Source organism: Gordonia bronchialis DSM 43247 (genome assembly GCF_000024785.1).
Classification (GTDB): Bacteria; Actinomycetota; Actinomycetes; order Mycobacteriales; family Mycobacteriaceae; genus Gordonia; species Gordonia bronchialis.
In genome coordinates this window covers 225,005-248,084 of the sequence record NC_013441.1, presented here as the reverse complement: position 1 = coordinate 248,084, position 23,080 = coordinate 225,005, and the positions used below count along the sequence as shown (strand labels likewise).

General features: G+C 66.9%; 15 protein-coding genes and 1 pseudogene. 4 read left to right on the top strand and 12 right to left on the bottom strand.

Going from position 1 to position 23,080, the window contains the following annotated elements:
• Position 1: 1 nt before the first annotated feature.
• Both GBRO_RS01090 and GBRO_RS01085 read right to left on the bottom strand, forming a co-directional pair.
• Positions 2-811 (bottom strand): 2-keto-4-pentenoate hydratase, encoded by an 810-nt coding sequence (locus GBRO_RS01090; RefSeq protein ID WP_012832164.1) that lies wholly within the window; start codon positions 809-811, stop codon positions 2-4.
• A complete protein-coding gene (locus GBRO_RS01085; protein WP_012832163.1) occupies positions 808-1,602 on the bottom strand; it encodes a 2-keto-4-pentenoate hydratase in 795 nt (264 codons plus the stop codon). The genes GBRO_RS01090 and GBRO_RS01085 overlap by 4 nt, the downstream gene beginning before the upstream one ends.
• An 82-nt stretch (positions 1,603-1,684) precedes the next feature.
• On the opposite strand from GBRO_RS01085, the gene GBRO_RS01080 reads away from it, so the two are divergent.
• The gene (locus tag GBRO_RS01080) at positions 1,685-2,425 is read left to right on the top strand and encodes an IclR family transcriptional regulator (protein ID WP_012832162.1); all 741 of its coding nucleotides are present in this window, start codon (positions 1,685-1,687) and stop codon (positions 2,423-2,425) included.
• On the opposite strand, the gene GBRO_RS01075 is transcribed toward GBRO_RS01080, so the two are convergent.
• The 3 genes and pseudogenes from GBRO_RS01075 to GBRO_RS01065 all read right to left on the bottom strand — a co-directional run bounded on the left by GBRO_RS01075 (position 2,422) and on the right by GBRO_RS01065 (position 5,477).
• Positions 2,422-3,225 carry an IclR family transcriptional regulator gene (locus GBRO_RS01075; RefSeq protein WP_012832161.1) on the bottom strand — a complete coding sequence of 268 codons (804 nt, stop codon included), beginning with the start codon at positions 3,223-3,225 and terminating at the stop codon, positions 2,422-2,424. The genes GBRO_RS01080 and GBRO_RS01075 overlap by 4 nt on opposite strands.
• Positions 3,226-3,355: 130 nt before the next feature.
• Positions 3,356-3,837 (bottom strand): annotated as a pseudogene (locus GBRO_RS01070) (flavin reductase family protein).
• A 56-nt stretch (positions 3,838-3,893) separates the two neighbouring features.
• A complete protein-coding gene (locus GBRO_RS01065; RefSeq protein ID WP_012832159.1) occupies positions 3,894-5,477 on the bottom strand; it encodes a 4-hydroxyphenylacetate 3-hydroxylase family protein in 1,584 nt (527 codons plus the stop codon).
• Between the two features lie 176 nt (positions 5,478-5,653).
• On the opposite strand from GBRO_RS01065, the gene GBRO_RS01060 reads away from it, so the two are divergent.
• The 3 genes from GBRO_RS01060 to GBRO_RS01050 all read left to right on the top strand — a co-directional run bounded on the left by GBRO_RS01060 (position 5,654) and on the right by GBRO_RS01050 (position 9,224).
• Positions 5,654-6,811 carry an AraC family transcriptional regulator gene (locus GBRO_RS01060; protein WP_012832158.1) on the top strand — a complete coding sequence of 386 codons (1,158 nt, stop codon included), beginning with the start codon at positions 5,654-5,656 and terminating at the stop codon, positions 6,809-6,811.
• A 337-nt stretch (positions 6,812-7,148) separates the two neighbouring features.
• A complete protein-coding gene (locus GBRO_RS01055; RefSeq protein WP_012832157.1) occupies positions 7,149-7,697 on the top strand; it encodes a Dps family protein in 549 nt (182 codons plus the stop codon).
• A gap of 318 nt (positions 7,698-8,015) precedes the next feature.
• Positions 8,016-9,224 carry a DICT sensory domain-containing protein gene (locus GBRO_RS01050; RefSeq protein ID WP_012832156.1) on the top strand — a complete coding sequence of 403 codons (1,209 nt, stop codon included), beginning with the start codon at positions 8,016-8,018 and terminating at the stop codon, positions 9,222-9,224.
• 145 nt (positions 9,225-9,369) lie between these two features.
• Here the strand turns inward: GBRO_RS01050 and GBRO_RS01045 are convergent, their stop codons facing one another.
• The 7 genes from GBRO_RS01045 to GBRO_RS01015 all read right to left on the bottom strand — a co-directional run bounded on the left by GBRO_RS01045 (position 9,370) and on the right by GBRO_RS01015 (position 23,011).
• Positions 9,370-10,920, bottom strand: coding sequence for an acyl-CoA carboxylase subunit beta (locus GBRO_RS01045; RefSeq protein WP_041920116.1), 1,551 nt, complete (start codon positions 10,918-10,920; stop codon positions 9,370-9,372).
• A 50-nt stretch (positions 10,921-10,970) separates the two neighbouring features.
• Positions 10,971-16,250 carry a polyketide synthase Pks13 gene (pks13, locus tag GBRO_RS01040; protein WP_012832154.1) on the bottom strand — a complete coding sequence of 1,760 codons (5,280 nt, stop codon included), beginning with the start codon at positions 16,248-16,250 and terminating at the stop codon, positions 10,971-10,973.
• 108 nt (positions 16,251-16,358) lie between these two features.
• The gene (fadD32, locus tag GBRO_RS01035; RefSeq protein ID WP_012832153.1) at positions 16,359-18,281 is read right to left on the bottom strand and encodes a long-chain-fatty-acid--AMP ligase FadD32; all 1,923 of its coding nucleotides are present in this window, start codon (positions 18,279-18,281) and stop codon (positions 16,359-16,361) included.
• A 285-nt stretch (positions 18,282-18,566) separates the two neighbouring features.
• Positions 18,567-19,577: an LLM class F420-dependent oxidoreductase gene (locus GBRO_RS01030; RefSeq protein WP_012832152.1), complete on the bottom strand. Its 1,011-nt coding sequence runs from the start codon at positions 19,575-19,577 to the stop codon at positions 18,567-18,569.
• A 240-nt stretch (positions 19,578-19,817) separates the two neighbouring features.
• Complete coding sequence (locus tag GBRO_RS01025; protein ID WP_012832151.1) at positions 19,818-20,831, bottom strand: cutinase family protein; 1,014 nt, start codon at positions 20,829-20,831, stop codon at positions 19,818-19,820.
• Between the two features lie 4 nt (positions 20,832-20,835).
• Positions 20,836-21,402 (bottom strand): DUF732 domain-containing protein, encoded by a 567-nt coding sequence (locus GBRO_RS01020; RefSeq protein ID WP_370452856.1) that lies wholly within the window; start codon positions 21,400-21,402, stop codon positions 20,836-20,838.
• A gap of 181 nt (positions 21,403-21,583) precedes the next feature.
• On the bottom strand, positions 21,584-23,011 hold the full coding sequence (locus GBRO_RS01015) for an alpha/beta hydrolase-fold protein (protein WP_012832149.1): 1,428 nt from the start codon (positions 23,009-23,011) through the stop codon (positions 21,584-21,586).
• Positions 23,012-23,080 lie beyond the last annotated feature (69 nt).

Sequence of the window (23,080 nt, the reverse complement as noted above, 5' to 3'; positions counted from 1 at the left end):
GCTATCCACCGGCAATCGTGATCGAGCCGAGCGAGGTGAAGTGGGCGGCCACCCGGGCGCCTGGTTCCACGGCCACCGCATCGGTCATACCGCCGGTCAAGACCACCCAGCCCGCTTCGAGACTGTGTCCACGCGCGCCAAAGGTGTTGGCGGCGAACGCCAATGCCTCGGCCGGATGTCCGAGTACCGCAGCTCCGGTCGCACTGGCCACCACGTGACCGTCAACCTCGAGCAGGCAGGCCTCCATGCCGAGGTCGAGCTCGCCGGGATCGAGAGCCACCGGCCCGGTCACATACGCGCCGGACGAATTGTTGTCGGCGACGGCGTCGGCGAGTGTGAACTTGAAGCCTGAGTAGCGGCTGTCGATGATCTCGACCGCCGCGAGCACACGGTCGACGGCGGCGAGCGCCTGGGCCGCGGTGACGCCGGGGCCACGCAGATCACGACCGAGCACGAAAGCGATCTCGGGTTCGGCCCGCGGATGAATGAGCTGGCTGCGCGGGACCGGCAGTCCGGCAGGCAGCGCCATCGAGTCCGTCAGCCACGCCACCGAGGGCACGTCTACGCCCATCTGCTTTTGCTTGGCACGTGACGTGAGTCCGAGCTTGACACCGACCACCCGCTCCCCGTGGGCTTTTCGGTCCGCGAGTGCGATGTCCTGGGCTGTATAGGCGACATCGAGGGTCAGGCCGGGCCACTGGGCGTTGATCGACGTGCGTGGGGTCTGGGTGCGCTCCGAGGTGAGCAGGATGTCGGCGACGCGGGCGGCATTCCACTCGGCATCGGGGGTGGTCTCGGTTGGTGCGGTCATGAGTTGTTGTCCTCTCCGAGCAACGCGGTGACGCTCCCGACGCCCGCGATGGTGGTCACGACGGTGTCGCCGGGCATGATCGGTACGGCCTGGGTCATCGAGCCCGGCAACACCACATGTCCGGGTTCGAGGGTGACCCCGAGCGGTCCGACGGTATTAGCCAGCCAGACAAGCGCATTGAGCGGCGAGCCGAGTACCGCTCCGCCCGCGCCGGTGGCCACCAGCTCGCCGTTCACGTGCAGCGTGCAGCCGGCCAGCCGCAGGTCGACGTCGGATAGCCGGCTGGGTCGACTGCCGAGGATGACACCACCCGACGACGCATTGTCGGCGACGGTGTCGAAGATGCCGATCTGCCAGTCCCGGATTCGGGAGTCGACGATCTCGAGTGCCGGCAGGACGAAGTCGACGGCGGCGGCGGCCTCGGCGACGGTCACCCCCGGGCCCGTCAGCGGGCGGGCGAGCACGAACGCCACTTCGGGCTCGATCCGCGGCTGCATGTACGTGCCGGCCGGGATCGGCTGATGCTCGAGGTGGAACATACTCGCGGTGAGGTGGCCGAAGTCGGGCTGGTCGACCCCCATCTGGGCCTGGATGGCCCGCGAGGCGAGACCCACCTTGTGCCCCTTGACGGTGTCGCCGTCCTTCTCCCACGCCTGCACCTGGGCCAGCGCGATCTCGTAGGCCGCCGACAACGGAGCGTCGGCGAACCGCGGAGTGATCGGATCGATCGGCGTCTTGGTCCGATAGGCCTCGAGCAGCGCGTCGGCCGCCCACTGAATGTCGTCAGCCATGGGGATGCGTCTCCTTCTCGTCTGTGTCGGGGGTGGTCGGCCCGTTGCGCGCGCCACGGAGGCTGATGCACGATGGATCACCGTGCAGGGTGATGGATCGATCGGCCGGGCGGTACGTGTGCTCGAGGAGTTCACGGTCAGTCAGAGCACCCTGGGCGTATCCGAATTGGCCCGTCGCACCGGCATATCCAAATCCAGCGTGTATCGCATCACCGGTGACCTCGAGCAGAGTGGGCTGCTTGAACGGCAGGGCACCGGATACCGGTTGGGACTGCGCCTGTTCGAACTCGGGCAGCGCGTGCCGCGTCAGCGCGACCTGCACGATGCGGCCCTCCCGTTCATGAACGACCTCCGGGAGGCGACCGGTCACACAGTGCATCTCGCGGTGCTCGACGGGACCGAGGTCGTCTACCTCGAGGTGTTGCAGAGCCCCACGGCGCCTCCCCTGCCGACACGCGCCGGCGTGCGGTGGCCTGCTCATGGCACGGGAATCGGCAAGGCGATACTGGCGTTCTCTCCTCGTGCCGTGACCGACCGGATTCTCGCCACCGGCCTGCCGCGACTGAGCGAACGCACCATCACCACCCCGGGTATGTTCACCGCCGAACTGGGCCGGATTCGCGAACGCGGCATCGCCTACGACCTCGAGGAGTCGCGTCCGGGAGTGGCCTGCGTGGCCAGTGCGGTGCTCGACTCCACGCGCGCCCCGCTGGCGGGCATCTCGGTGTCTGGCTGGCACAACCGGATCAACCTGGACCATTCCGCGGCGGCGGTCCGCACCGCGGCACTCGGTCTGTCCCGGCAACTGCGCGGCGATCATTAGACCGCTCGAAGTGTGAGGTTGTCGAGCTCCCCGTTGGCCGGGCTGTCCCCGTAGGCGGCAAGGGATTTCGACACGTCGGCGGCCGCTTTGATGACGGCACGCTTGAACTCCTGCTGACCGGCCGCGAACCGCGTGGCCGGGGCGGTGATACTGAGCGCGGCGATCACCACGCCCATGTCGTCGCGGATGGGCGCGGCCACGCAGTGCACCTCGGAGACCGCTTCACCCGCGTCGAACGCACAGCCGGTGCGGAGCACCGAGCGCAGTTCCTGCGTCAAAGCGATCGGATTGGTGATGGTCGTGGGCGTGAATCGTCGCAGCGGTCTATTGGTGACGTTGCGTTCGATCTCGCTCGGAAGGCAGTGCGCCAGAAGAACCTTGCCGACCGCACTGCAGTGCGCGTCGAGATGCGCACCGATGCGCGCACCGGTCACGTTGATGACGTGATTGCCTTCCACCTTGTCGACGTAGAGCACGCGATAGCGTTCCATGATCGCCAGGTGCGTTGTCTCACCGTACTTCTCGGAGAGCGCCGCGAGCACCGGCGCGGCAACCGATCGTACATCGACTGTCCCCTGCAGGGTCTGGTTGAGTTCGACGACGCGCCAGCCGATCCGATACCGGCCGCGCGAGCGGCACTGGAGTAGGCCGATGTCGACCAGTGAGGCGAGCAGCGCGTGCGCGCTCGAGCGCGGTACACCGATCTCGGCGGCCACCTCCGTGACACCCCATTCGGGTCGTCGAACGGTGAACAGATCCAGCACGGGCCCGATCTTCTGGACCGTCTGCAGTGCTGCCATTCCCTCAAACCTTTCTCTGTGGTGGAAGAGTCCACCTGGCGCTCACTATGGGCGTCTGGTGAGCGCACTGTCCACGAAGTTGTGCCGCTGAGCGGCACAACTGCAAAGATGTGCGTTGGACCGTATGGGATCAGAATCCCCACGGGTCGTCGTTACCCTGTAGCTCCAGTGCGCGGAAACTGCCGGTGTAGAACAGCAGCGGGTGACCGTCGTCGTACCAGAGTTCTTCCACATGTCCGATGTGCAGCGTGTGGTCCCCGGCGAGGTGCGAGTCGGTGACCCGGCAGGACAGGTGCACGAGCGCGCCTTCGAGCAGCGGCACGCCCTTGCGCCACGCAAAGCGCACCAGGTCTGGCTGCCTGGTCCCGCCGGCGAAGTGCAACGACAGCGGTTCCTGATCGGAGGCGAGGATCGAGACGCCGTACCGTCCGGTCTGGCTGATCTTCTCGTTCATTCTCGCGCGATTGGCGATCGAGACGAGCACGAGCGGCGGATCGAGCGACACCGAGGTGAACGCGTTGGCGGTCATCCCGTGCACCGAATCCTCGTCGTCGCCCTCCGCGGTGGTGACGATGGTGACGCACTCGCGAAGCGTCCCAGCGCCTTTCGCATGCGCAGCGGGGTCGGTCCGAGATCTTCCCGCTCGTCGGACGGGGTGGTCACGGCGGTCACTTTCTGTTCCAGACGATCTCGAGATCGTCGTTGTTGATGAGGTCTGGCCGCGTCCAGCCGTCGACGTCGTATTCGGACATGCACTGCTCGGCGAAGCCCTTGAGCGCGGCGTCCTGCCCGCTGGCCTGATAGGCGAACAAGGTCTGGAATCGCACCGCCTCGTGGTCGCCTCCGTAGTTGCGTTCGTACAGTTCGTGGCGCCCGCCGAACTCGGTGCCCACCGCGTCCCACAGCAGTTTGAGCAGCTGGACCCGGTCGATGGCGGCGATGCCGTCGGAGCCGCGGACGTACTGGTTGAGGTACGGCTCGATGTCCGGGTTCTTCCAGTCGTCGGCGTGCGAGTTGAGATAGATGAGGCCGCTGCCGAGGACCTGCTGGATGATCTCCTTGATCCGTGGGTAGCCGACTCCCATGAAGGTGCGGTAGGCCAGGCCGTAGTTGAGGTTGGGCTGTACCGCGCCGTTGACCCATTCGTCCGGCGACTTGGCCATGGCATCAGAGAGACCCCAGAACATGTCGCGCCAGTTGAGGATTTCTCCGATCTGCATCTGCACACCGCGGAATCCGGCCGTTCCGGTCATCTCGACGCCCTTCATCACGCAACCGGCGATGAAGTCGAGCTTGACGGCCAGTCGGGCGCAGCCGTGGAACATGAACCGATTGAGGAAGCCGGAGCGCATCACGAAGTTGTTGGTGGTCTCGGCGTCGTAGGCGAAGACGTTCTCCCAGGGCACGAGAACGCGGTCGAACACCATGATCGAGTCGTTCTCGTCGAAGCGGCTCGACAACGGATAGTCGAATGGCGTCCCGGTGGCCGCGGCATTCATCTCATACGAGGTGCGGCACAACAGCTTCAGTCCCGGAGAGTCCATCGGGACGGTGAAGATCAGGCCGAACTCCTTCTTACGCAACGGAAGTCCGTAGTGCGCGATGAAGTTCGCGTTGGTGATGGCCGAGCCGGTGGCGACCACCTTGGCGCCGGACACGATGAGACCGGCGTCGGTTTCCTCCACCACGTGTACGCACACGTCCGCGGTCTCATCGGCCGGCTTGGCGCGGTCGATGGGCGGATTGACGATCGCGTGATTCAGGTAGAGCACGCTCTCCTGCGACTTCTTGTACCAGTCGAGGGCGTTCTGCTTGTACTCGCCGTAGAAGTCGGAGTTGGCGCCGAGGGTGCCCAGGAACGACGCCTTGTAGTCGGGGGAACGGCCCAGCCAGCCGTAGACCTCGCGCTGCCAGGCGACGATGGCGTCGCGCGCGGCCATTAGGTCGTCGGAGTTGTGTGCAGTCTTGAAAAACGGGTGGGTGAAACCTCCGTTTCCGGTGTCGGTGGGCACCGAAAGTACACCCTGAGCAGCGGGTTCATGCAGCGCGTCGTACATCCTGGCAACCGAGCGGGCGGAATTCCGGAATGCCGGATGCTCGGTCACATCCTCGACCCGTTCGCCTCGAATGTAGATCTCGCGGCCGTCGCGCAGCGACTCGAGGTACTCGGCGCCGGTCATCGGACGGACGTTGTTGGCGGCAGTGACAGTGGGCGTCTCGGCGATCTTGTCGGCGACGGGAGCGGTGGTCATCTTCGGGCCTCCTTGAATGGCGCACGGCGAACGGAGATTTGTGTGGCGGTGGTGGAATCTGTTGCGGTAGTGGAGAAATGGTCCTGTGCTTGTCTTGTGTTCGGGGCCGGTATAGCCTTTGCCGAAGCCACCGTCCCTGTGACGCAGAACACTATTAGGCAGAGGAGTGGCAGAGAATGACTGAGCGCGACCACTCACATGACTGTGCGCGCACCGGAGGCGAGCAAGCTCAATCCGCCGACGTCGTGATGCTGCGGACCTCCGGGCTCGACACCGCCGAAGGCCGCGACGAATGGCGCAACACCCTGGGGTCGTTGTACTGCGAGATGGACGTCGCCTGGCCGAAAGGCAACGGTCTCGACGCCGAGTGGGGTGGCCGGCCGTTCGGCGATCTGCACGTCAGCAGCATCCGCTGTGAAGAACAGACGGTCATCCGTTCGCCCGCGATGATCCGCTCCGATCCCACCGAGGACTTCCTCGTCTGCCTCATCACCGACGGGTCGGTGGAGGTGACCCAGGCGGGTCGTGCCACGCTGCTGCGCCCGGGCGGTTTCGCGTTCCTCGAACTCGGTGAACCGTTCGTCTTCCACTCCCCGGACACCTTCCGTCAGGTGGTGGTCCGAGTACCGGGACGCATGATGTCCGGGCGGCTACCGAACTCGTATGCGCATCGGTTCACCGGCCGGGAGTTTGCCCCGACCTCGCGTCCGGCCGGCATCGTCGGCACCCTGCTCACTCAGATCGCGAACGCGGATGCGCCGATTCCGCGGGCGGCGTCGACGTCGTTCGCCACGTCGGTCGTCGACATGCTCACCACGACGATCATGGCCGAACTGCCCGCCGAGCATCGCAAGGAGTCGTTCCGGTCGCAGGATCTCGCGCGGATTCAGCAGGTAATCGCCGACAACCTGCACGACGCCGACTTCTCATTGTCCGATCTCGCCGCGCAGGCCGGGATGTCGGCGCGCAATGTGCAGAAGCTCGTGGCCACCACCGGGAATTCACCGATGGCGTGGCTTTATGCGGCGCGGATCGAGCGCGCGAAACATCTGCTGATGTCCACCGGTCAGTCGGTGGCGGAGGTGAGCGAGTGCGTCGGCTTCCGCGACGTCTCGCACTTCAGCCGCATGTTTCGCAAGCAGGTGGGGGTGAGTCCGGGCCGGTACCGCCGTGTCGGCGTGAATCGCCCGTCAGCCGACGAGGCGGTCCCCAGCGCCGGCCGCAGTCGGCGGCGGTCGGTCCCACCAGCCTCGATCAGCACCACGCGCGCACCAGCAGACGAAAGTTCCGATGCCACAATCGATCCCGCTGATCCGGCGCCGACGACCACATAGTCGGCGCTGTCCGGGAACCCGTGCTTCATGGTTCCACCGGTTGCGGCGGCGTGGCTCGAGTGAGCGTCTGCGGCCGGACGGGACGGTTCGGGGATGTGCGTGTGGTCATGACCGGGTCCTCGGGTGCGACTGACGGCCGGAACCAGATCCGCCGGCATTGCACCCGTTCACCGGCCCGACATGCGAAGATCGTACTGCGGCGTTGGCCGCCACGCATGGGCAACACTGACCGGCCTGAGTGAAGGTCCAGTTATCCGATCGTTACCGGCGTCTCGATTGCGTCCCGTCCCACTCTCTGACCATGCGCCGGCGGACCTGGCAGCCCTAGCGTCAGGTCATGACCTCATTCACCGCACCCGGACTTTCCACCGCCGCCGCCGACGAGGTGACCGGCATCCTGCAGGAACGCCTCAGCGCCCTCAACGATCTTCACCTCACGCTCAAGCATGTGCACTGGAATGTGGTGGGCGCCAACTTCATCGGAGTCCACGAGATGATCGATCCCCAGGTGGAGCTGGTCCGCGGATACGCCGACACCATCGCCGAGCGCATCGCGACCCTGGGCAGTTCGCCAAGCGGTACCGCCAAGGCGATCGAGACCGATCGCACCTGGAACGACTACTCCATCGGTCGCGACACCGCGCAGGCCCATCTCGGCGCGCTTGACCTGGTCTACGACGGCTTCGTCAGCTCCCACCGCGACGCCATCGCCAAGACCGGCGACCTCGACCCCATCACCGAGGACATCCTCATCGGGCAGACCGCCGAGCTGGAGAAGTTCCAATGGTTCGTACGCGCTCACGTGGAGAGCTACACCGGTGAACTCACGACCGCCGGTGCCTCGTCGGAAACCGCGGCAGCCCACGCCGCTCGCGCGGAGCACTGACACCCTGACCATGCCATCTGTCGCCGGCGATGCCGGAGTGTCCGCCCCTCCGGCATCGCCGCCCTCGGGCGACGACATCGCTGGCCGGGGCCATGTGACCGGTCTCGTATTCGCTGTGGCCTTCACGCTATGGGCGATCCTCGTGGCGGTTCCGCTGGTCGGCTCGTTGTGGCCTGCACTGTTGATTGTCGGCCTCTTTGTTAGCCTGGCAACAGGCGCTGTGTGCGCCCTGTCCAGGATGTGAAGCCAATCCGCGTCCGAGTATCTATCGGAGCGACTTGCGGCTGTCCGCCGAAGAACCTCTGACGGGAGGTTCTGATGTCCGAGACCCGCGGATTCACCCTCTTCGACGATCTGGAGCTCCACATGCAGTTCGCGCCGGTGTGCCGGCTCTCCGACGGCGCGCTGGCCACCCTCGAGTTGCAGGTTCGAGGTCCGGCCGGAACCCGATTGTCGACGGCCGACGCACTACGTCGTGCCGCTCGCATGGTCGAGCAGCACACCGTTCTCGATGACCGTAAACGGCTCCTCGCCCACTCGTCGCGCGCTCAATCGGTGGCCAAGATCCTTCCTCTGCTGGTCTCGCTGGACCTCGACCTCATCGACGTCGTCGACGACGCCACCGCCGAGGTGCTGGAACGCCACGTCATGGTGGTGGCACCAGATGCCGTCACCCGAAGCCCTCAGCGAACCCTGGCGCGAGTTGCCCGCGCCCGGGCGGCCGGCAAGATCGTCTGCGTCGACGGTCTCGTCCGCAACACCGATGCGGCGACGCTGCTCTCCCTGGTGGAACCGGATGTGATCGTCACCGGCGCCGAGCTGCTCCGCGAGCCCGCGACACCGGATTCCGCGCGTCTGGCGCATGCGCTGGCCGCCCACCGCGAACGCAGCCACGCGGTGATCGTTGCCGAGGGCGTCGACGACGAGGCTGCGCGGGTGATGGCGTTGACCCTCGGGGCCGACTATGGGCTCGGGGCGTTGTTCCCCGCCGTCGAGGATCCGGCCGTGATCGCGTCGGGAACCGTTGTGCCGCTTCCGGATATGCCGGTCTGGTCCACTCCGGACCCTGATCACGGGACACCGTATGCGATCGCGTCGTCGACGAACACGCCGCGGCGCGGAAACAAGCGGCTGCTGATCGAGATGTCCAAGGCCCTCGAGCAGCAGGCCGCCGGCGGCGGCGCGGCCATCGTGCTGGGCACCTTTCAGTACGCCGAACACTTCACCCCCACCACGGCACGACGTTGGCGCGAGATGTCCGAACACACCGGACTCGCCGGTGTCTACGGCGTGGGACTACCCGACGTCCGCGACGGCAACGTCCACCGCGCGCCGCTCGCCCCCGACGACGACCTGATCGAGGAATGGAACGTTGCCGTCCTCGGGCCACATTTCGCGGCGCTGTTGTCCGCGCGCGATCAGCACACCGGCGCAACGGATCTCGAACGCGATTTCGACTTCGTGCAGAGCTACGACCGCGTCACGGTCACCCAGGCGGTGCACTCGATCCTGCGGCGGTTCGCCTGAATCCGTAGGCCACTCCCCTTTTGCTGGTTGAGCCGTGTCCGCGAGGAACGAGCGGCCACGTGTCGAAACCATCCGCGACCCAACAACGTCAGCGCCCCAACACAATCCACAACCCACACAGCAGGCGTTCAGGCTCGGCCAGCACTCAGATTGGCATCAGGAAATGCTTGCGCGGGGTACGCAAGACTTCCTTGTCGCGCAACTGCGCCAACGCCTTTCGGAGTTGCAACCGGGTCTCGGCTGGTTCGATGACGGCGTCGATGTAGCCACGTTCGGCGGCCATGTAGGGCGTCGCCATCATGGAGTTGTAGAAGTCGATGAAGTCACGTCGGACCTTGTCGGCCTCTGCCGCCGAGAGCCCCTCGGTCTGCCGCCGGGTGAGAACCGCGGCCGCCGACTCGGCGCCCATCACCGCGATTTTCGCTGTGGGCCAGGCGAAGTTGATGTCCGCACCGAGCTGCTTACAACCCATCACCGCGTAGGCGCCGCCGTAGGCCTTGCGCAGCACAACGGTGATCTTCGGGACGTCGGCCTCCACATAGGCGTACAAGAACTTGCCGGACCTGCGGATGGTGCCCTTCTGCTCCTCCACGAGGCCGGGCAGGATGCCCGGGGTGTCGACGAGGAAGATCAGCGGGATGCTGTAGGCATTGCAGATACGAACGAACCGTGTGGCCTTCTCCGACGAGTCGGTATCGAGTACCCCGGACATCACGCTCGGCTGATTCGCGACCACGCCCACCGACCGACCATCGACGCGGGCGTATCCCGTGATCAGGTTGGGCGCGAACAACTCTCCGACCTCGTGGAAGGCACCGTCGTCGAAGAGTTTGATGATGATGTCGTGCATGTCGTAGCCGGCATTGTCGTTGTCCGGCATGAAATCGTTGAGCGACAGGTCCGATTCGGTGATCTCCGGCTCGAGTCCCGGATTGATCACCGGCGGCTGCTCGTAGGCGCTCGACGGCATGTACTGCAGGTACTCCCGCACCCACTCGAAGGCGGCCTTCTCGTCGGGTGCGATGTGATGGATGTTGCCCCAGCGTGCCTGATTGTGTGCGCTGCCCAGATCCTCGGCCGAAATGTCTTCGCCGGTGGTCTGTTTCAGCACATCGGGTCCGGTCACGAACATGTAGCTCTTGTCCTCGACAGCCACCAGGACGTCGGTGTTGGCAGGCGTGTAGACCGCTCCGCCGGCACACTTGCCGAGGATCACCGAGATCTGCGGCGCCAGCCCGGAAAGCAGATCGTTGCGGCGCCCCATCTCCGCGTACCAGGCAAGCGATGTCACCGCGTCCTGGATGCGCGCGCCCGCCGAATCGTTGATGCCGACCATCGGGCAGCCGATCTTGCCGGCCCACTCCATGAGTGCGGATACCTTGCGGCCGAACATCTCTCCGACGGTGCCCCCGAACACGGACTGATCGTGCGAGAAGGCGGCCACCGGCCGGCCGTACACCAGGCCGTGCCCGGTGACGACACCGTCGCCGTACCCGCTCTGCGCCGCTCCCGGCATCTTGGCCAGCGCGCCGATCTCCACAAAGGTGCCCGGATCGAACAGCATCGCCAACCGCTCCCGAGGCGAGCAGATGCCCTTGGCGGCGCGTTTGGCGAGAGCCTTCTCGCCGCCCGGTTCCCGGGACGCCTCGAGCTTCTGCCGTAGGTCTGCGAGCTTGGCGGCGGTGCTGTCAGTCACGGTCACTTCACTTTCCACATCGATCGGCAGGTCCTCGTCGACCTGGCCGTCTACTTCTTGTCGAGCTCGCTCAGCCGCTGGGCCAGGTCGGTCCCGATCTTGGCGACGTACGGTTCGTCGACGATGGACAGGTGGTCACCACCGATGTGGATGATCTCCAGATCGTCGACCACCTCACGCCAGCGCCCGTCCTCGTCGATCTCGGCCCATTGCGGCTCGAGTTCGATTGCCCCCGCATGCATCTTGTCGGCGCGGTACAGAACCACCTTGCCGCCGTACGGTGCAGGCGAAATGTTGGTCAGCGCGCGGTTCTCGATGAACGAGGTGCGTTGATGCTCGATGATGCCGCCGGGGATCTTGGTGCCCGACATCGACATCATCTCCATGATGATCGCGAACTGCCCCTCGTCGTCGGCCTCGACGAGCCGATCCATCGGGATCGGGATGTCGGGGTCGAGATCGTAGTTGCGGATCGCGAAATCCTTCCATCGTTCCAGCCGTTCGCGTTTGGTGTCGGCGGTCTCGATCATGTCCTGGCGGGGCCGCACCACGTCGATCAGGCCGACGAAGGCCACTTCCTCGCCCGCGTCGCGCAGCACCTGGGCGACGCCGTAGGCCAGTGCGCCGCCGAACGACCAGCCGACGAGCACATACGGCCCATGCGGCTGAACCTCGCGCAGGCGCGGAATGTACTTGCGCACACGATCTTCGATGGAGCCCTCGACACCACGGTCGAAACCGATGACCGGCCGGTCCGCCGGCAATCGCTTGAGCAGCGCCTCGTAGGCCGACGTGTTACCACCGGCCGGATGGAACAGCAGGATCGGCGTCGGATCACCCACCGTCGGGTCATAGGACTTCTTGCCGTCCGGCACCAGCCGCAGGTAGCGCAGGAAACCGTCGGTGTCGGCGGAGGCGTCGAGGTACTGCCGGACGTAGTCCGACATCTCCTCGATGGTCTCCGAGTCCAGGATGTCCTCGAGATCGATGTCGCCGCCGGCGCGCTCATTCAGGCGATCGGTGAGTTGCTGCGCCACTTCTTCTTCCAGCACAGGCAGCTTGTTGAAGATGCCGCCCGCCGACCGCTTGGTCACCATCGCGTATACCCCGAAGGTCAACCGTTCCGCGGCGTCGCGCGGGGGCACGTCCGAGCCGGCAGCCTCGGCGACCGCGCGCTGATCGGTGAGATCCGTGGCTTCAGGCGCACGATCAACGGGATCGGGCGCACGATCAACGGGATCGGGCGCACGATCAACGGGATCGGGCGCACGATCAGCGGGGGTCGGGGCGGGTGCCTCGGCCTGCTTCGCGTTCTGCTCGTCGATGTAGGCGTTGAGGGCCGCGGTGTCGAGCTCTCCGCCGCCCGCGGCGTTCTGGGCCAGGTCGTCGAGCTGATCGCGGTGGGTCACCGCGAACTCCACGAACTTCGTCACGTCGTCGAGGTTGGCCTGGCGCATCGCCTGCAGTTGCAGCTGCGGGATGTCGAACTCGTACTCGACGCGGTTCTTGATCCGCACCGCCATCAGCGAGTCGAGTCCCAGCTCGATGAGCGGGATCTCCCGCGGCAGGTCCTCGGGGTCGTAACCCATCGATTCGCCGACGATGATCGCGAGCCGATCGGCCACGGACTCAGCGGAATCCGGCGACCACTTGTTGCCGATGTCGTCGACGATCTCGTCCTCGACCACGACCTTGTCGTCGGCGAACACCGCCGCGCCGGTGCTGTCGGCGAGATTCACGGTGCCGTCGGCGAGACTCGCGGTGCTGTCGGCGGGAATGGTGGTGCCCTCGGCGGGATCACCGGTGACGGCGGCCTCGAAGAGCAGCCGGAAGTTCTTGTCCTGCTTGACATGGACCGTCACCGACGCGCCGCCGGGGTGGGGGGCCAGCGTGGTGGTGACCGTGCCGGACGCCGGGAGGGCGCCGTGTGACACCGCCGCGCCGACGGACGCTCCGGAGAGCACCTCGGCGGCAGCCGCCCGCACCAGCTCACGCGGATCGGTGACGGCGGCGGCATTCACCTCCCAAGCGTGCCGGCCGTCGGGCAGGGCAACATGCGACCCGGGCGCGCGGCCGGCCGAACCGCCGGAGGACAGGTCAGCGGTCAGCCAGTAGGGCTTACGCTCGAAGCGTGTCCGCGGGATGTCCGCGAAATCGCCTGTGCCGAAAAGTGATCCGACGTTCACCGGATGTCCGTGGACGTACAGCTTCATCAGCGCGTTGACCAGGCCGTAGCTCTCGTCTTCCTTGCGACGCAAGGTCTCGATGAGTTCGGCGTCGTGCACACCGGACGAGAAGGTCACGGCGGCAACGGAGATCAGCACGGCCGGGTTCGGCGAGAGCTCCAGGTAGGTGCGGTGACCGTTCTCCACCGACTTCGAGATCGCCTGGGAGAACCACACACTGTGCCGCAGACCCTTGAGGAAGTAGTCGATGGTGTGCACCGGCTCGTGGCCCGGCCGGTAGAAGGTCTCGCGGTCGACGGAGCTGTAGAACCCGACGGTCGGGCGCTGCGGCTCGATACCGGTGAGCTCGTAGGCGAGTTCGCCGAGCAGCGGGTCCATCTGCGAGGTGTGGCTGGCACCCTTGGTCTGCAGTTTGCGGCCGAGTTTCCCTTCCTCCTCGGCGCGCTCGACGATGGCGTCGACCTGCGGCTCGGGCCCACCGATCACGGTGTGGGTCGGGGCGGCGTACACGCAGATCTCCAGGTCGGGATAGTCGACCAGGACGTCGTTGATGTCCTCGGCGCTGTACTCCACGAGCGCCATCAGCCGGATGTCGTCGCCGGCGAGCATCGACTCGCCCTCGCCCATCAGTCGCGAACGCTGGCAGATGACGCGGGTCGCGTCCGCCAGCGAGAGTCCGCCGCTGATGTAGGCGGCCGACGCCTCTCCCATCGAATGCGGTACCAGCACACCGGGTTCGGCACCGAAGTGGCGCAATGTGTCCGCGAGAGCCACCTGAATCGTGTAGATGCCGACCTGACTGGTCTCGATGCCATAGGTCTGCGCGTCGTCGAGGAACATCTCGGTGATCGAGTAGCCCAGCTCGTTCTGGACGTACTCATCGACGCGGTCGACGTACTTGGCGAAGACCGGGTTCTCCTGATACAGCTGCTTGGCCATCTTGCGGTGCTGCGACCCGAAACCCGACAGCAACCACACCGCCGACGCGGCATCCGGCGAATCAGCCGAGTACACAATCGGATTGGCCTTGCCCTCGGCCACCGCACGCACGCCCTTCACCGCATCGTCGTGGGTGCGGGCCATCACCACTGCACGCGACCGACCGTGATTGCGGCGGGACAGGGCGCGACCGATGTCTGCGAGCGGGGTCGACTGTCCCGCATCCGATTCCAGCCACTCCAGCAGATCGGCGGCGGCCTTGCGGCGACGCGACGGCAGGAAGGCCGAGATCACCAGCGGGACCACCGCGCCCTCGACCGCGCACGGCGCGAACCCCGCAGCCGGGTCTTTCTCCGCCACAACGGTTTCGGTCTGCCCGGCGCCGGCCTGCGCGGCAAGTACGGCGCGTTCGGCCTCGGTGAGGAAATCCTCGTCGTCGTCGAGGTCGGCGGCCGGTGTCTCGGCGGCGGCCGCGTCGACGACCGGGAGGACCGGCGCGTCGTCCACGAGATCGGTGGGCAGGACCTCACGGACCACGAGATGGGCGTTGGTGCCGCCGAAGCCGAAGCCGGACACGCCGGCGATGGCGTGGCCGGAATAGCGCGGCCACTCGGCGACCTGGTCGGTCACCTGCAATCCGTTGGCACCGAACTGGATGTACGGGTTGGGTCCCGAATAGTTCAGTGATGGCGGGATCACGTTGTGCTGCAAGGAGAGCACCACCTTGGCCAACGCACCCGCACCCGCGGCGGATTCCATGTGCCCGAAGTTGGTCTTGGCCGAGCCGAGCAGCGCCGGCGCGCCGACGACGCGCCCGCGACCCACCACGCGGCCCAGCGCGTCGGCCTCGATGGGGTCACCGAGAATGGTGCCGGTACCGTGCGCCTCCACGTAATCCACCTGACGCGGATCGGTGGCCGCGTCGACATACGCCGACCGCAGAACCTCCACCTGCGCTTCGGGATTGGGCGCGAAGATGCCGTTGGACCGGCCGTCGGAGTTGACCGCGGAACCGGCGATCACCGCGAGGACGTCGTCGCCGTCGCGGCGAGCGTCGGCGAGCCGCTTGAGGACGAACATGCCACCGCCCTCGGAGCGGACCATGCCGTCGGCGTCGGCGGAGAACGCCTTGATGTGCCCGTCCTTGGCGACGGCGCCGATGGTGTCGAACCCGACCGTCGCGGCGGGGGTCAGGATCATGTTGACGCCGCCGGCCAACGCCACGTCGGATTCGCCCGAACGTAGGCTGCGCACCGCCTGATGGACCGCCACCAGCGACGACGAGCAGGCGGTGTCCACCGCGACCGACGGGCCGTGGAAGTCGAAGAAGTAGGAGACACGGTTGGCGATGATCGATGTCGCGGTGCCGGTCAGCGCGTACGCCGCGGTCTCGTCGGACCCCTCGCCGAGGCCGAGGGCGGCCATCAGCTGATAGTCGTTGGTGGAAGTGCCGACGAAGACGCCGACCTGCCCGCCCTTGAGGTCGCTGGCCGGGATGTGCGCGTCTTCCAGCGCTTCCCAGGTGAGTTCCAGTGCGAGCCGCTGCTGCGGGTCCACCATCTCGACCTCGCGCGGACTCATCTGGAAGAAGTCGGCGTCGAAGGCCTTCACGTCGTCGAGGTAGCCGCCGCGCAGATTGCGCTTCTCGAGCACCTCGAGCATGCGCGGATCGGACTTGAACTCCGTCCAGCGGTCCTCCGGCAGATCGGAGATGCCGTCGCGTCCCTCGATCAACGCCGCCCAGGTGGACTCCGGCGTGGCACCCGCCTTGGGAAAGCGGGTGGACAGCCCGACGATGGCGATGTCGTCGGCCGGGTCGCGCTCACGCCGCCAGTAGGAGTCGGCGTCGTCGTCGTCGAGCCCCTCATCCGGGTCACCCTCGATGATGCGTTTGGCCAGCATCGCGATGGTCGGATGGTTGTAGGCGGCGGTCGCCGTCAGGATCACGCCGGTCTTGTCCTCGACGTCGGCGGCCAGCGCCACCGCATCCCGCGACGACAGCCCGAACTCTTCCATCGGGCGGTCGTCGGAGATCTGCGCGGCCGGCAACCCGGTCGCGGTGGACACCCATTCACGAAGCCAGTCACGCAGTTCGGCGACCGTCAGGTCGCCTGCGGTCTCGCCGTCTGTGCTCGCCCCGTCCGCCGGTTGCGTCGCGGCGTCGTCGGGGGTGTTCTCGGACTGGTCGGTATTCAGTTCAGACATCGCTTCCAGACTAACGATCGGGGCCCTTGGAGGCTCGCAAGCTCGCACCTCAGGGAACGTTGATGGGCTCGCACGCCGGCGGCACCGCGCACTGAGTGGTCGGGCCGCTCAGGATTCGGATGCATCCGGGAATGCGGTCTGCTTGTAGCCGCCGCGCAGACTGCCGTCGATGTAGGCGGCCTTGGTGGCCCGGCGCGCGATCTTGCCGCTCGAGGTGCGGGGGATCGAGCCGGCGGGGACCAGCAGCACGTCACGGGCCATCACGCCGTGCCGCTGGGCGATCGCGGCACGCACGGTGTCGGCGATCTCCTGCGGGTCGGTGCGCTTGCCGGGACCACGTTCGGCCACGATCACCAGTTGCTCCGACGAGTCGTCGGCATCGAACTGCAGCCCGCTGGTGGACTGCTCGAAGACCACCGGGGGGAGCTCGTTGGCGGGCACGGCGAAGGCCGCGATGAATCCCGGACGCAGGGCCGAGCTGGCCTCCTGCGCGCTGTACTCGAGATCCTGCGGGTAGTGGTTGCGGCCGTCGACGATGACGAGGTCCTTGACGCGGCCGGTGATGTAGAGCTCGCCGTCGAGCCACACCCCGTAGTCGCCGGTCCGCATCCACTTCGCGTCCTGCGGCGCACCTTCGGAGTGCGAGCCCTCGGCGAGCGGGTGGGTCAGCGTGTTGTGGAAGGTCGCCTCGGTTTCCTCGGGCTTGTTCCAGTACCCGGCGCCGATGTTGAGGCCGTGCAGCCAGATCTCGCCGACGTGGCCGTCGGGCTGCTCGGTCGCGATACCGTCCTCCACCTGCGAGGTGTCGACGATCGTCGCCCACTGGCTGACCGCGACCTGGCCGCAGGACACCTGGGCGACCGCGTTGGGGGCGTCGGAGTCGACGAGGGCGAAGCGGCCCGCGTTGAGCTCGTCGCGGTCGACGTAGATGATCTTGGCCTCGTTGTTGCGCTGCGTCGCGGAGACGAACAGCGTGGCCTCGGCCATGCCGTAGCAGGGCTTGATCGCGGTCTTGGGCAGGCCGTACGGCGCGAATGCCTCGTTGAACTTCTTCATCGAGCTGACGGTCACCGGCTCGGAGCCGTTGATCAGGCCGATCACGTTGGACAGGTCGAGGGACTCGCCCTCCTTGGGCAGTCCGCGGATCGCCGCATGCTCGAAGGCGAAGTTGGGAGCGGCGGCATAGGTCTCCGCGCCATCGGCCGCGGCGGCGAGTTCCTTGATCCAGCGACCGGGCCGGCGCACGAAGGCCTGCGGACTCATGATCGTGATGTAGCGGCCGCCGAGCGCGGGCAGGATCACGGTGAGCAGACCCATGTCATGGAACATCGGCAGCCAGGTGACGCCGCGCGCGTTGCGGTCGATCTCGATGCAGTCGTAGATCTGCAGGACGTTGGCGGCGACCGCCTCGTAGGTGATCTCGACGCCGGCCGGCACGCGTGTGGAACCCGAGGTGTACTGCAGATAGGCCACGGTGTCGCGGTTGTGGTCCTTGCCGGCCACCGGCGCGACCCACGACGACCCGACCGAATCCGGCACGGCGTCGACGGCGATGACGCGCGGACGTTCCTTCGCCGGCAGCGGCGCGAAGAAGTCGCGGACCGCCTCGGCCGACTTGGTGGAGGTGAGGATCGCGGTCGGCTTGCAGTCGGCGAGGACGGCGTGCAGCCGGTCGGTGTGCCCGGGCTCGTCGGGCGAGAACAGCGGCACCGCGACGTTGCTCGCGTACAGCGCGGAGAAGAAGCCGATCACGTATTCGAGCGACTGCGGCGCGAGAATCGCGACCCGGTCACCGGGCTTGGTGACCTGCTGCAACCGCGCGGCGACGGCACGTAGCCGTTTGCCGAACTGCGACCACGTCAGATCCTGGTACTCACCGTCGCGCTCTCGGCTGTAGTCGATGAAGCGGTACGCCAGGGTGTCAGCCGCGTCGCGCACATTGCGTTCGACGTAGTCGACCAGCGTCGCATCCTCGGTGAAACGCAGATTGCCGTTCTCGTCGAGGAACTGTTCGAATTCAGTGTTCAGCATTCATACTCCTGTGGCCCCCTCGTGGACTCCCCCGCCCGAGTGCGCAGCTCCGCGTGGCGCTCCCCCCCGCGCGCCACCGGCGGCCCTGCCCATCCACGTCCTCTGCCTACCGTGGGTGACGGTAGCGCACGTCCAATTACCCATTTCTCGAACTTGTGATCATCAACTGATCATTCGTTGTGGTGCACGCCTGGTTGCTGTGGTTGCACCGAACGTCTCATTGCCTCCGACCTTGCGATTCATCCACAAGGCCGTCGGTCATCCTACTCCCCATCGCACCCCGGCCTACTCGCCCTTGAGAAGTGAGAGCACGGGCGCGAACGCGTCCATCTGGGTGGGGAAGACCCCGACGTAGGACATGGTGGTGCGTCGTCTGACCTCGCGGATCTGATCGGCGATCTCCTCGAAGCTGCCGATCGCGATGTACGGTGACGACAGCACGTCGTCGACAGTGAACTCGGTGTCGCGCTCGATGTTGGGCGGGTAGCCCTGATCGAGTGCCTTGAGCGCCATCTCCGCGGTCGCCTGTCGGTCGTCGGTGATCACGATGACCGCGATGGTCCAGTTCAGCTCGATGTCGGCGAACCGGTCGCCGGCCGCGGCCCGAATCCGCTCGACCCGCTCGGCGGTCTTCTCGATGGTCATGTCGGAGAGCTTCATCTTGCCGTCGGGCGTGGTGCCCGGCGCCACCGAGATGACGTCGGCGTGCTTGGCCGCCAGCGCGAGCATCTTGGGGCCGCCGCCGCCGACCGCGATGGGCGGACGGGGACCCTGTCGTGGGCGCGGACTGCCCTCGAGGCCCTTGATCTGGTAGAACTCGCCGTCGAAGTCGACGGTCTCGCCGCGCATCAGGCCGTCGAGGACGGTGAGCGCCTCGTCGAGGCGGCGGATACGGACGCCGGGCGACTCGAACTCGATGCCGGCCTTGTCGAACTCGTCCTTCATCCAGCCGGCGCCGATGCCCAGTTCCAGACGGCCCTTGCTCAGCACGTCGATCGTGTTGGCCTCCTTGGCCAGCAGCGCGGGGTGGCGCCACCCGTTGGCCAGCACCGAGGTGGCCAGGCGGATGGTGGAGGTCGCCTGCGTCAGCGCCCCGAGCGCGGCGATCGGACCAACCTGATTGCCCAGGTGATCGGGTACGGCGAAGGTGTCGTAGCCGTATTCCTCGGCGGTCTGGGCGAGCTTGACGAATTTGCGGGCCCCGCCCTCGTCCTTGTTGCCCTCGCCACCGGCGCCGAAGTGGAACTTCCGTAGGCCGTCGACGGGAGCGTCGAGTCCGGTCTCCGGTTGCGTCATCGCTCTCATCTCCTCGTGTACGGCGTTGCTCGGGCGGCGCGCGCGGCGCGGACCCCGCAACACGTTAGTGCAGCGTGCAGCGCCCGCCCAAACTCCCCTACCTGTTCCCGGGCAGCTCACAGCCAGGAATCAGCCAACCACCAGTCGTGGGGGTATGGAAGGGTTTTCGTGCCGACGGAGCCCGGTGTTAGCCGGCGCGACTATGACTCCCGCGCACAGCGCCGCGGTATGCGACGCGGGTCACTCGTGGGGCGGGTGTGGTGCGTCGTCGATCTCGCCCTTGGCCCAGCGGTACATCCACTGGGTCGCGCTGGCCCCGTCGTGATTCCAGTAGCGGGTGGTCGCGTACATCGCGTGCACCGGGTTGTTCTGCGCGTTCGCCAGTTGCCCCACCGCCTGCAGCGGGTTGGTGACTGTGGGCGCGTCACAGATGAGATCGCCTGGGGCACAGATGGATTGGACACGGTCCCGCAGAGCGCCGAAGCCGCCGGTGCGCGGGCCGGTCATCGTGATCCCGGGCACCAGTCCGCCGAAGCCGCCGAGTGCCACCTCGGCACCGACGCCGTCCGGGCTGGGCGGCACGTCGTTCTGCTCGCCGGACTGGCGCCGGCCGTCGGCGATCAGGCCGACCCCTCGGACGAGATCCTGATCGCCCTCGGCGAGGACACCGCGTCCGTTGCCGATGTTGCTGGCCAGGTCACCGGCGATCACCGCGCCCTGCGAGAAGCCCATGATCACGTACGTCGTCAACGGACACCGCTTGTTGGTGGCGATGATCTTGCCCGCCGCGCGCTTGTATCCCTGGGTGCGGGACACGTTGTAGTCGGCCTGCCGGTCGGTGAGATTCGTCGGATTCCGGAACTGCGCCAGATACGGCACCGTGTACACCTCGGTGCGCGCGTCGTCGAAGTCGTTCTGCAACGCCTTGGACACCCGCAGCATCAGCGACCGCGGATGCGACGTCGGGTTGTCCGGGTCGTCGTCGGGCGAGGACTCCCAGGTTCCCGGAATGACGACGGTCAGCACATCCGGACAGTCGGCGGGCTGGGCCTGGGGCCGCTCCGACGGCGTCGACGGTGTGGTCGGCCGCGGCGGCACCCCGGGCGGGCCGGGCCGGAACAGGGAGATCACCAGGATCACGATCAGGATGATCGCGACGATCGCCAGCAGGCCGAGCAACAGCGCGACGATGCCGATGCGGCGACGGGTGGACTTGCGCCGGGGGCGTCCCGGCGTTGCGCGGCGTGCGTTCACAGGCTTAGCAGTAGTTGTCCGTGGCCGCGGCGATCACCTTGTCGGCCTTCGTGTTCGCCTCCTCGACGGTCCGCGTGCCGGGGCCGACGGAGGCGGTGACGAAGGCCTTGATGGTGGTGGGGTCGGTGTTCTTGGCGCGGGCGCCGCACACGTACTCGGCCATGGTGAGGGCCACCGAATTGTCGGAGTCACCCATGAAGGTGACGTTTTGCGACTTGAGCGCGGCGAGATACTTGCGCGCCTTGTCGCTCAGCGGCGCCCCGCTCGGGCCGGGATAGTTCGACGGCACGGTGGTGTTCGGGTTGGGCCCGGTGGCCGGCAGCCGGCTCTCCGGCGAGCCCGACGTGGGCGCGAGACTCGCCGACCCGGGCGGGGTGGACGGTGTCACGCTGCCGTCCACCCCCGAGTACATCGAGGTGGTCGTCACCGGGGTGTTGGTGATGGGCGCCGACGCGGTCGAGTCGTCGGAGCAGGCCGCGACGGAACCGAGCACCAGGGCGAGTCCGCCGATCAACAGCAGTGTCGGAACAAGCCTTCGTCTCGTCCTCATCGCCGTCGCCTTCTTCGTCATCGCCACTTCCTCGGTCGTGTCCTTCCGGTCGCGTCCGCGATCGCGTCCACATCTTTCCCGGGCGGTCATCGTGGTGCACCGCCTCGGTCAGGCTACCGTTCCCGAGGCCCCCGAGAGCCACGCGACCCGCGCCACCTGCGGAAACCCGCTGTTTCCTCAGCGAAGTTTCAGCCCGCACACATCACCGCGTCACCTTGGACCCGTCCTTGGCCGTCCAGGTGATGCGGCCGCGCTCGAAGGTGTTGACCCGGCCCTTGCCGTCGCGGGTCGCCATCTCGTCGCTCGTCGGTTTCCCGAGACGTCCACCGGGACCGCCGGTGCCCGCATAGGCGCCGCCGATGGCGCCGGTGACGATCTTGGGACCCTTGGGCCCGCTGAAGATCCGGCCACCGAAGAAGTCCTGCGCCCGTCCGCCGGGCACGGCGTAATCGGAGGTCAGGCAACCGCCGAGCAGCGTCTTGTTGCGGTCGTAGACCTTGCGGAACGGCCCGGCCACCCGGCAGGCGACCCGGTCACCGGCCAGACCCAGCGCACCGGCGGCCTGCGGCCACGCCTGGATCATCTCGAACTCCCAGTACGGCCAGGTGTGCGTGCCCGACGGCCGGTAGACGGCCTGTCCCGGAATTCCCTTGCGGTTCAACTGGATCGCGAACTGCTGGGAGGTGACCCGGCTGAGCATCTCGAGACCGACACCGGAGTAGTTGGTCGCCAGCATCGGGATGTCCGACGGTTTGTCGTGCGGCCCGATGAGTCCGTTGCCCGACGAGATGTAGAGGCTGGTGCCCTGCAGTTTGTCGGCGAGCAGGTACGGATCGTGTTCCTTCCACGCCGGGTCGCTGGGCTGGCCGAACATCTTCATCGAGTCGTAGCCGCCGCCGTCGCGGAGCGCGAACTGGATGGCCTGCGGCATGCCGTAGGAGGTGAGCTGCAGGATGCCGGAGAACGACGCCGCGAACTTGTAGAAGCCGGGATTGCGCGCGGCGAGCATCATCGCCGCCGAGCCGCCCATCGACAGTCCCTCGATCCCGCGGACGTCGGTGGAGCGCCACTCACCTTCGAGGATCGGTGGCAGCTCCCGCATGAGGAAGGTCTCCCACTTGTAGTTCTTGCCCTTGTCGGGTTCTTTCCAGTCGGTGTAGAAGCTCGACTCGCCACCGATCGGGAGGATGACGTTGACGTTCTTGTCCTTGTAGAAGTCCACGGCCTTGGTGTTGATGATCCAGCCGCTCTGATCGTCCTGGGCGCGCAGACCGTCGAGCATGGTCAGCTGCGGGAACTTATCCCGCGGCTTGGCGTACCAGTCGCGGGCCAGCAGGATCTGCACCTGGATGTTGGTGTTCATCGACGGCGAGTACACCCACAGCGCCACGCGGCGGTCGGTGTACCAGTAGGTGTTCACCACCTTGCCCGGCTGCGCCGCGGGGGCCGGGGCCGGCGGGGGCGCCGTGGGCGGGGTGGTCGTCGGTTCGGCACCGACGGGTACGCCGCCGGTGAAGACCAGGGCGGTCATCGCCGCGATCACGGCGACCATCGTCACCCACGCCGTCCGCATACGCGTCCGGTCTCCCCGCTTGCCGGGCACCCGCCCGGCCATCACTGCTCGCCGCATCGTCCTCTGAACTCCTTCACGCCCCGGTAGGTCGGCGTCGCCAGGCCCGGTGACCGGTTCCCCTCCAGT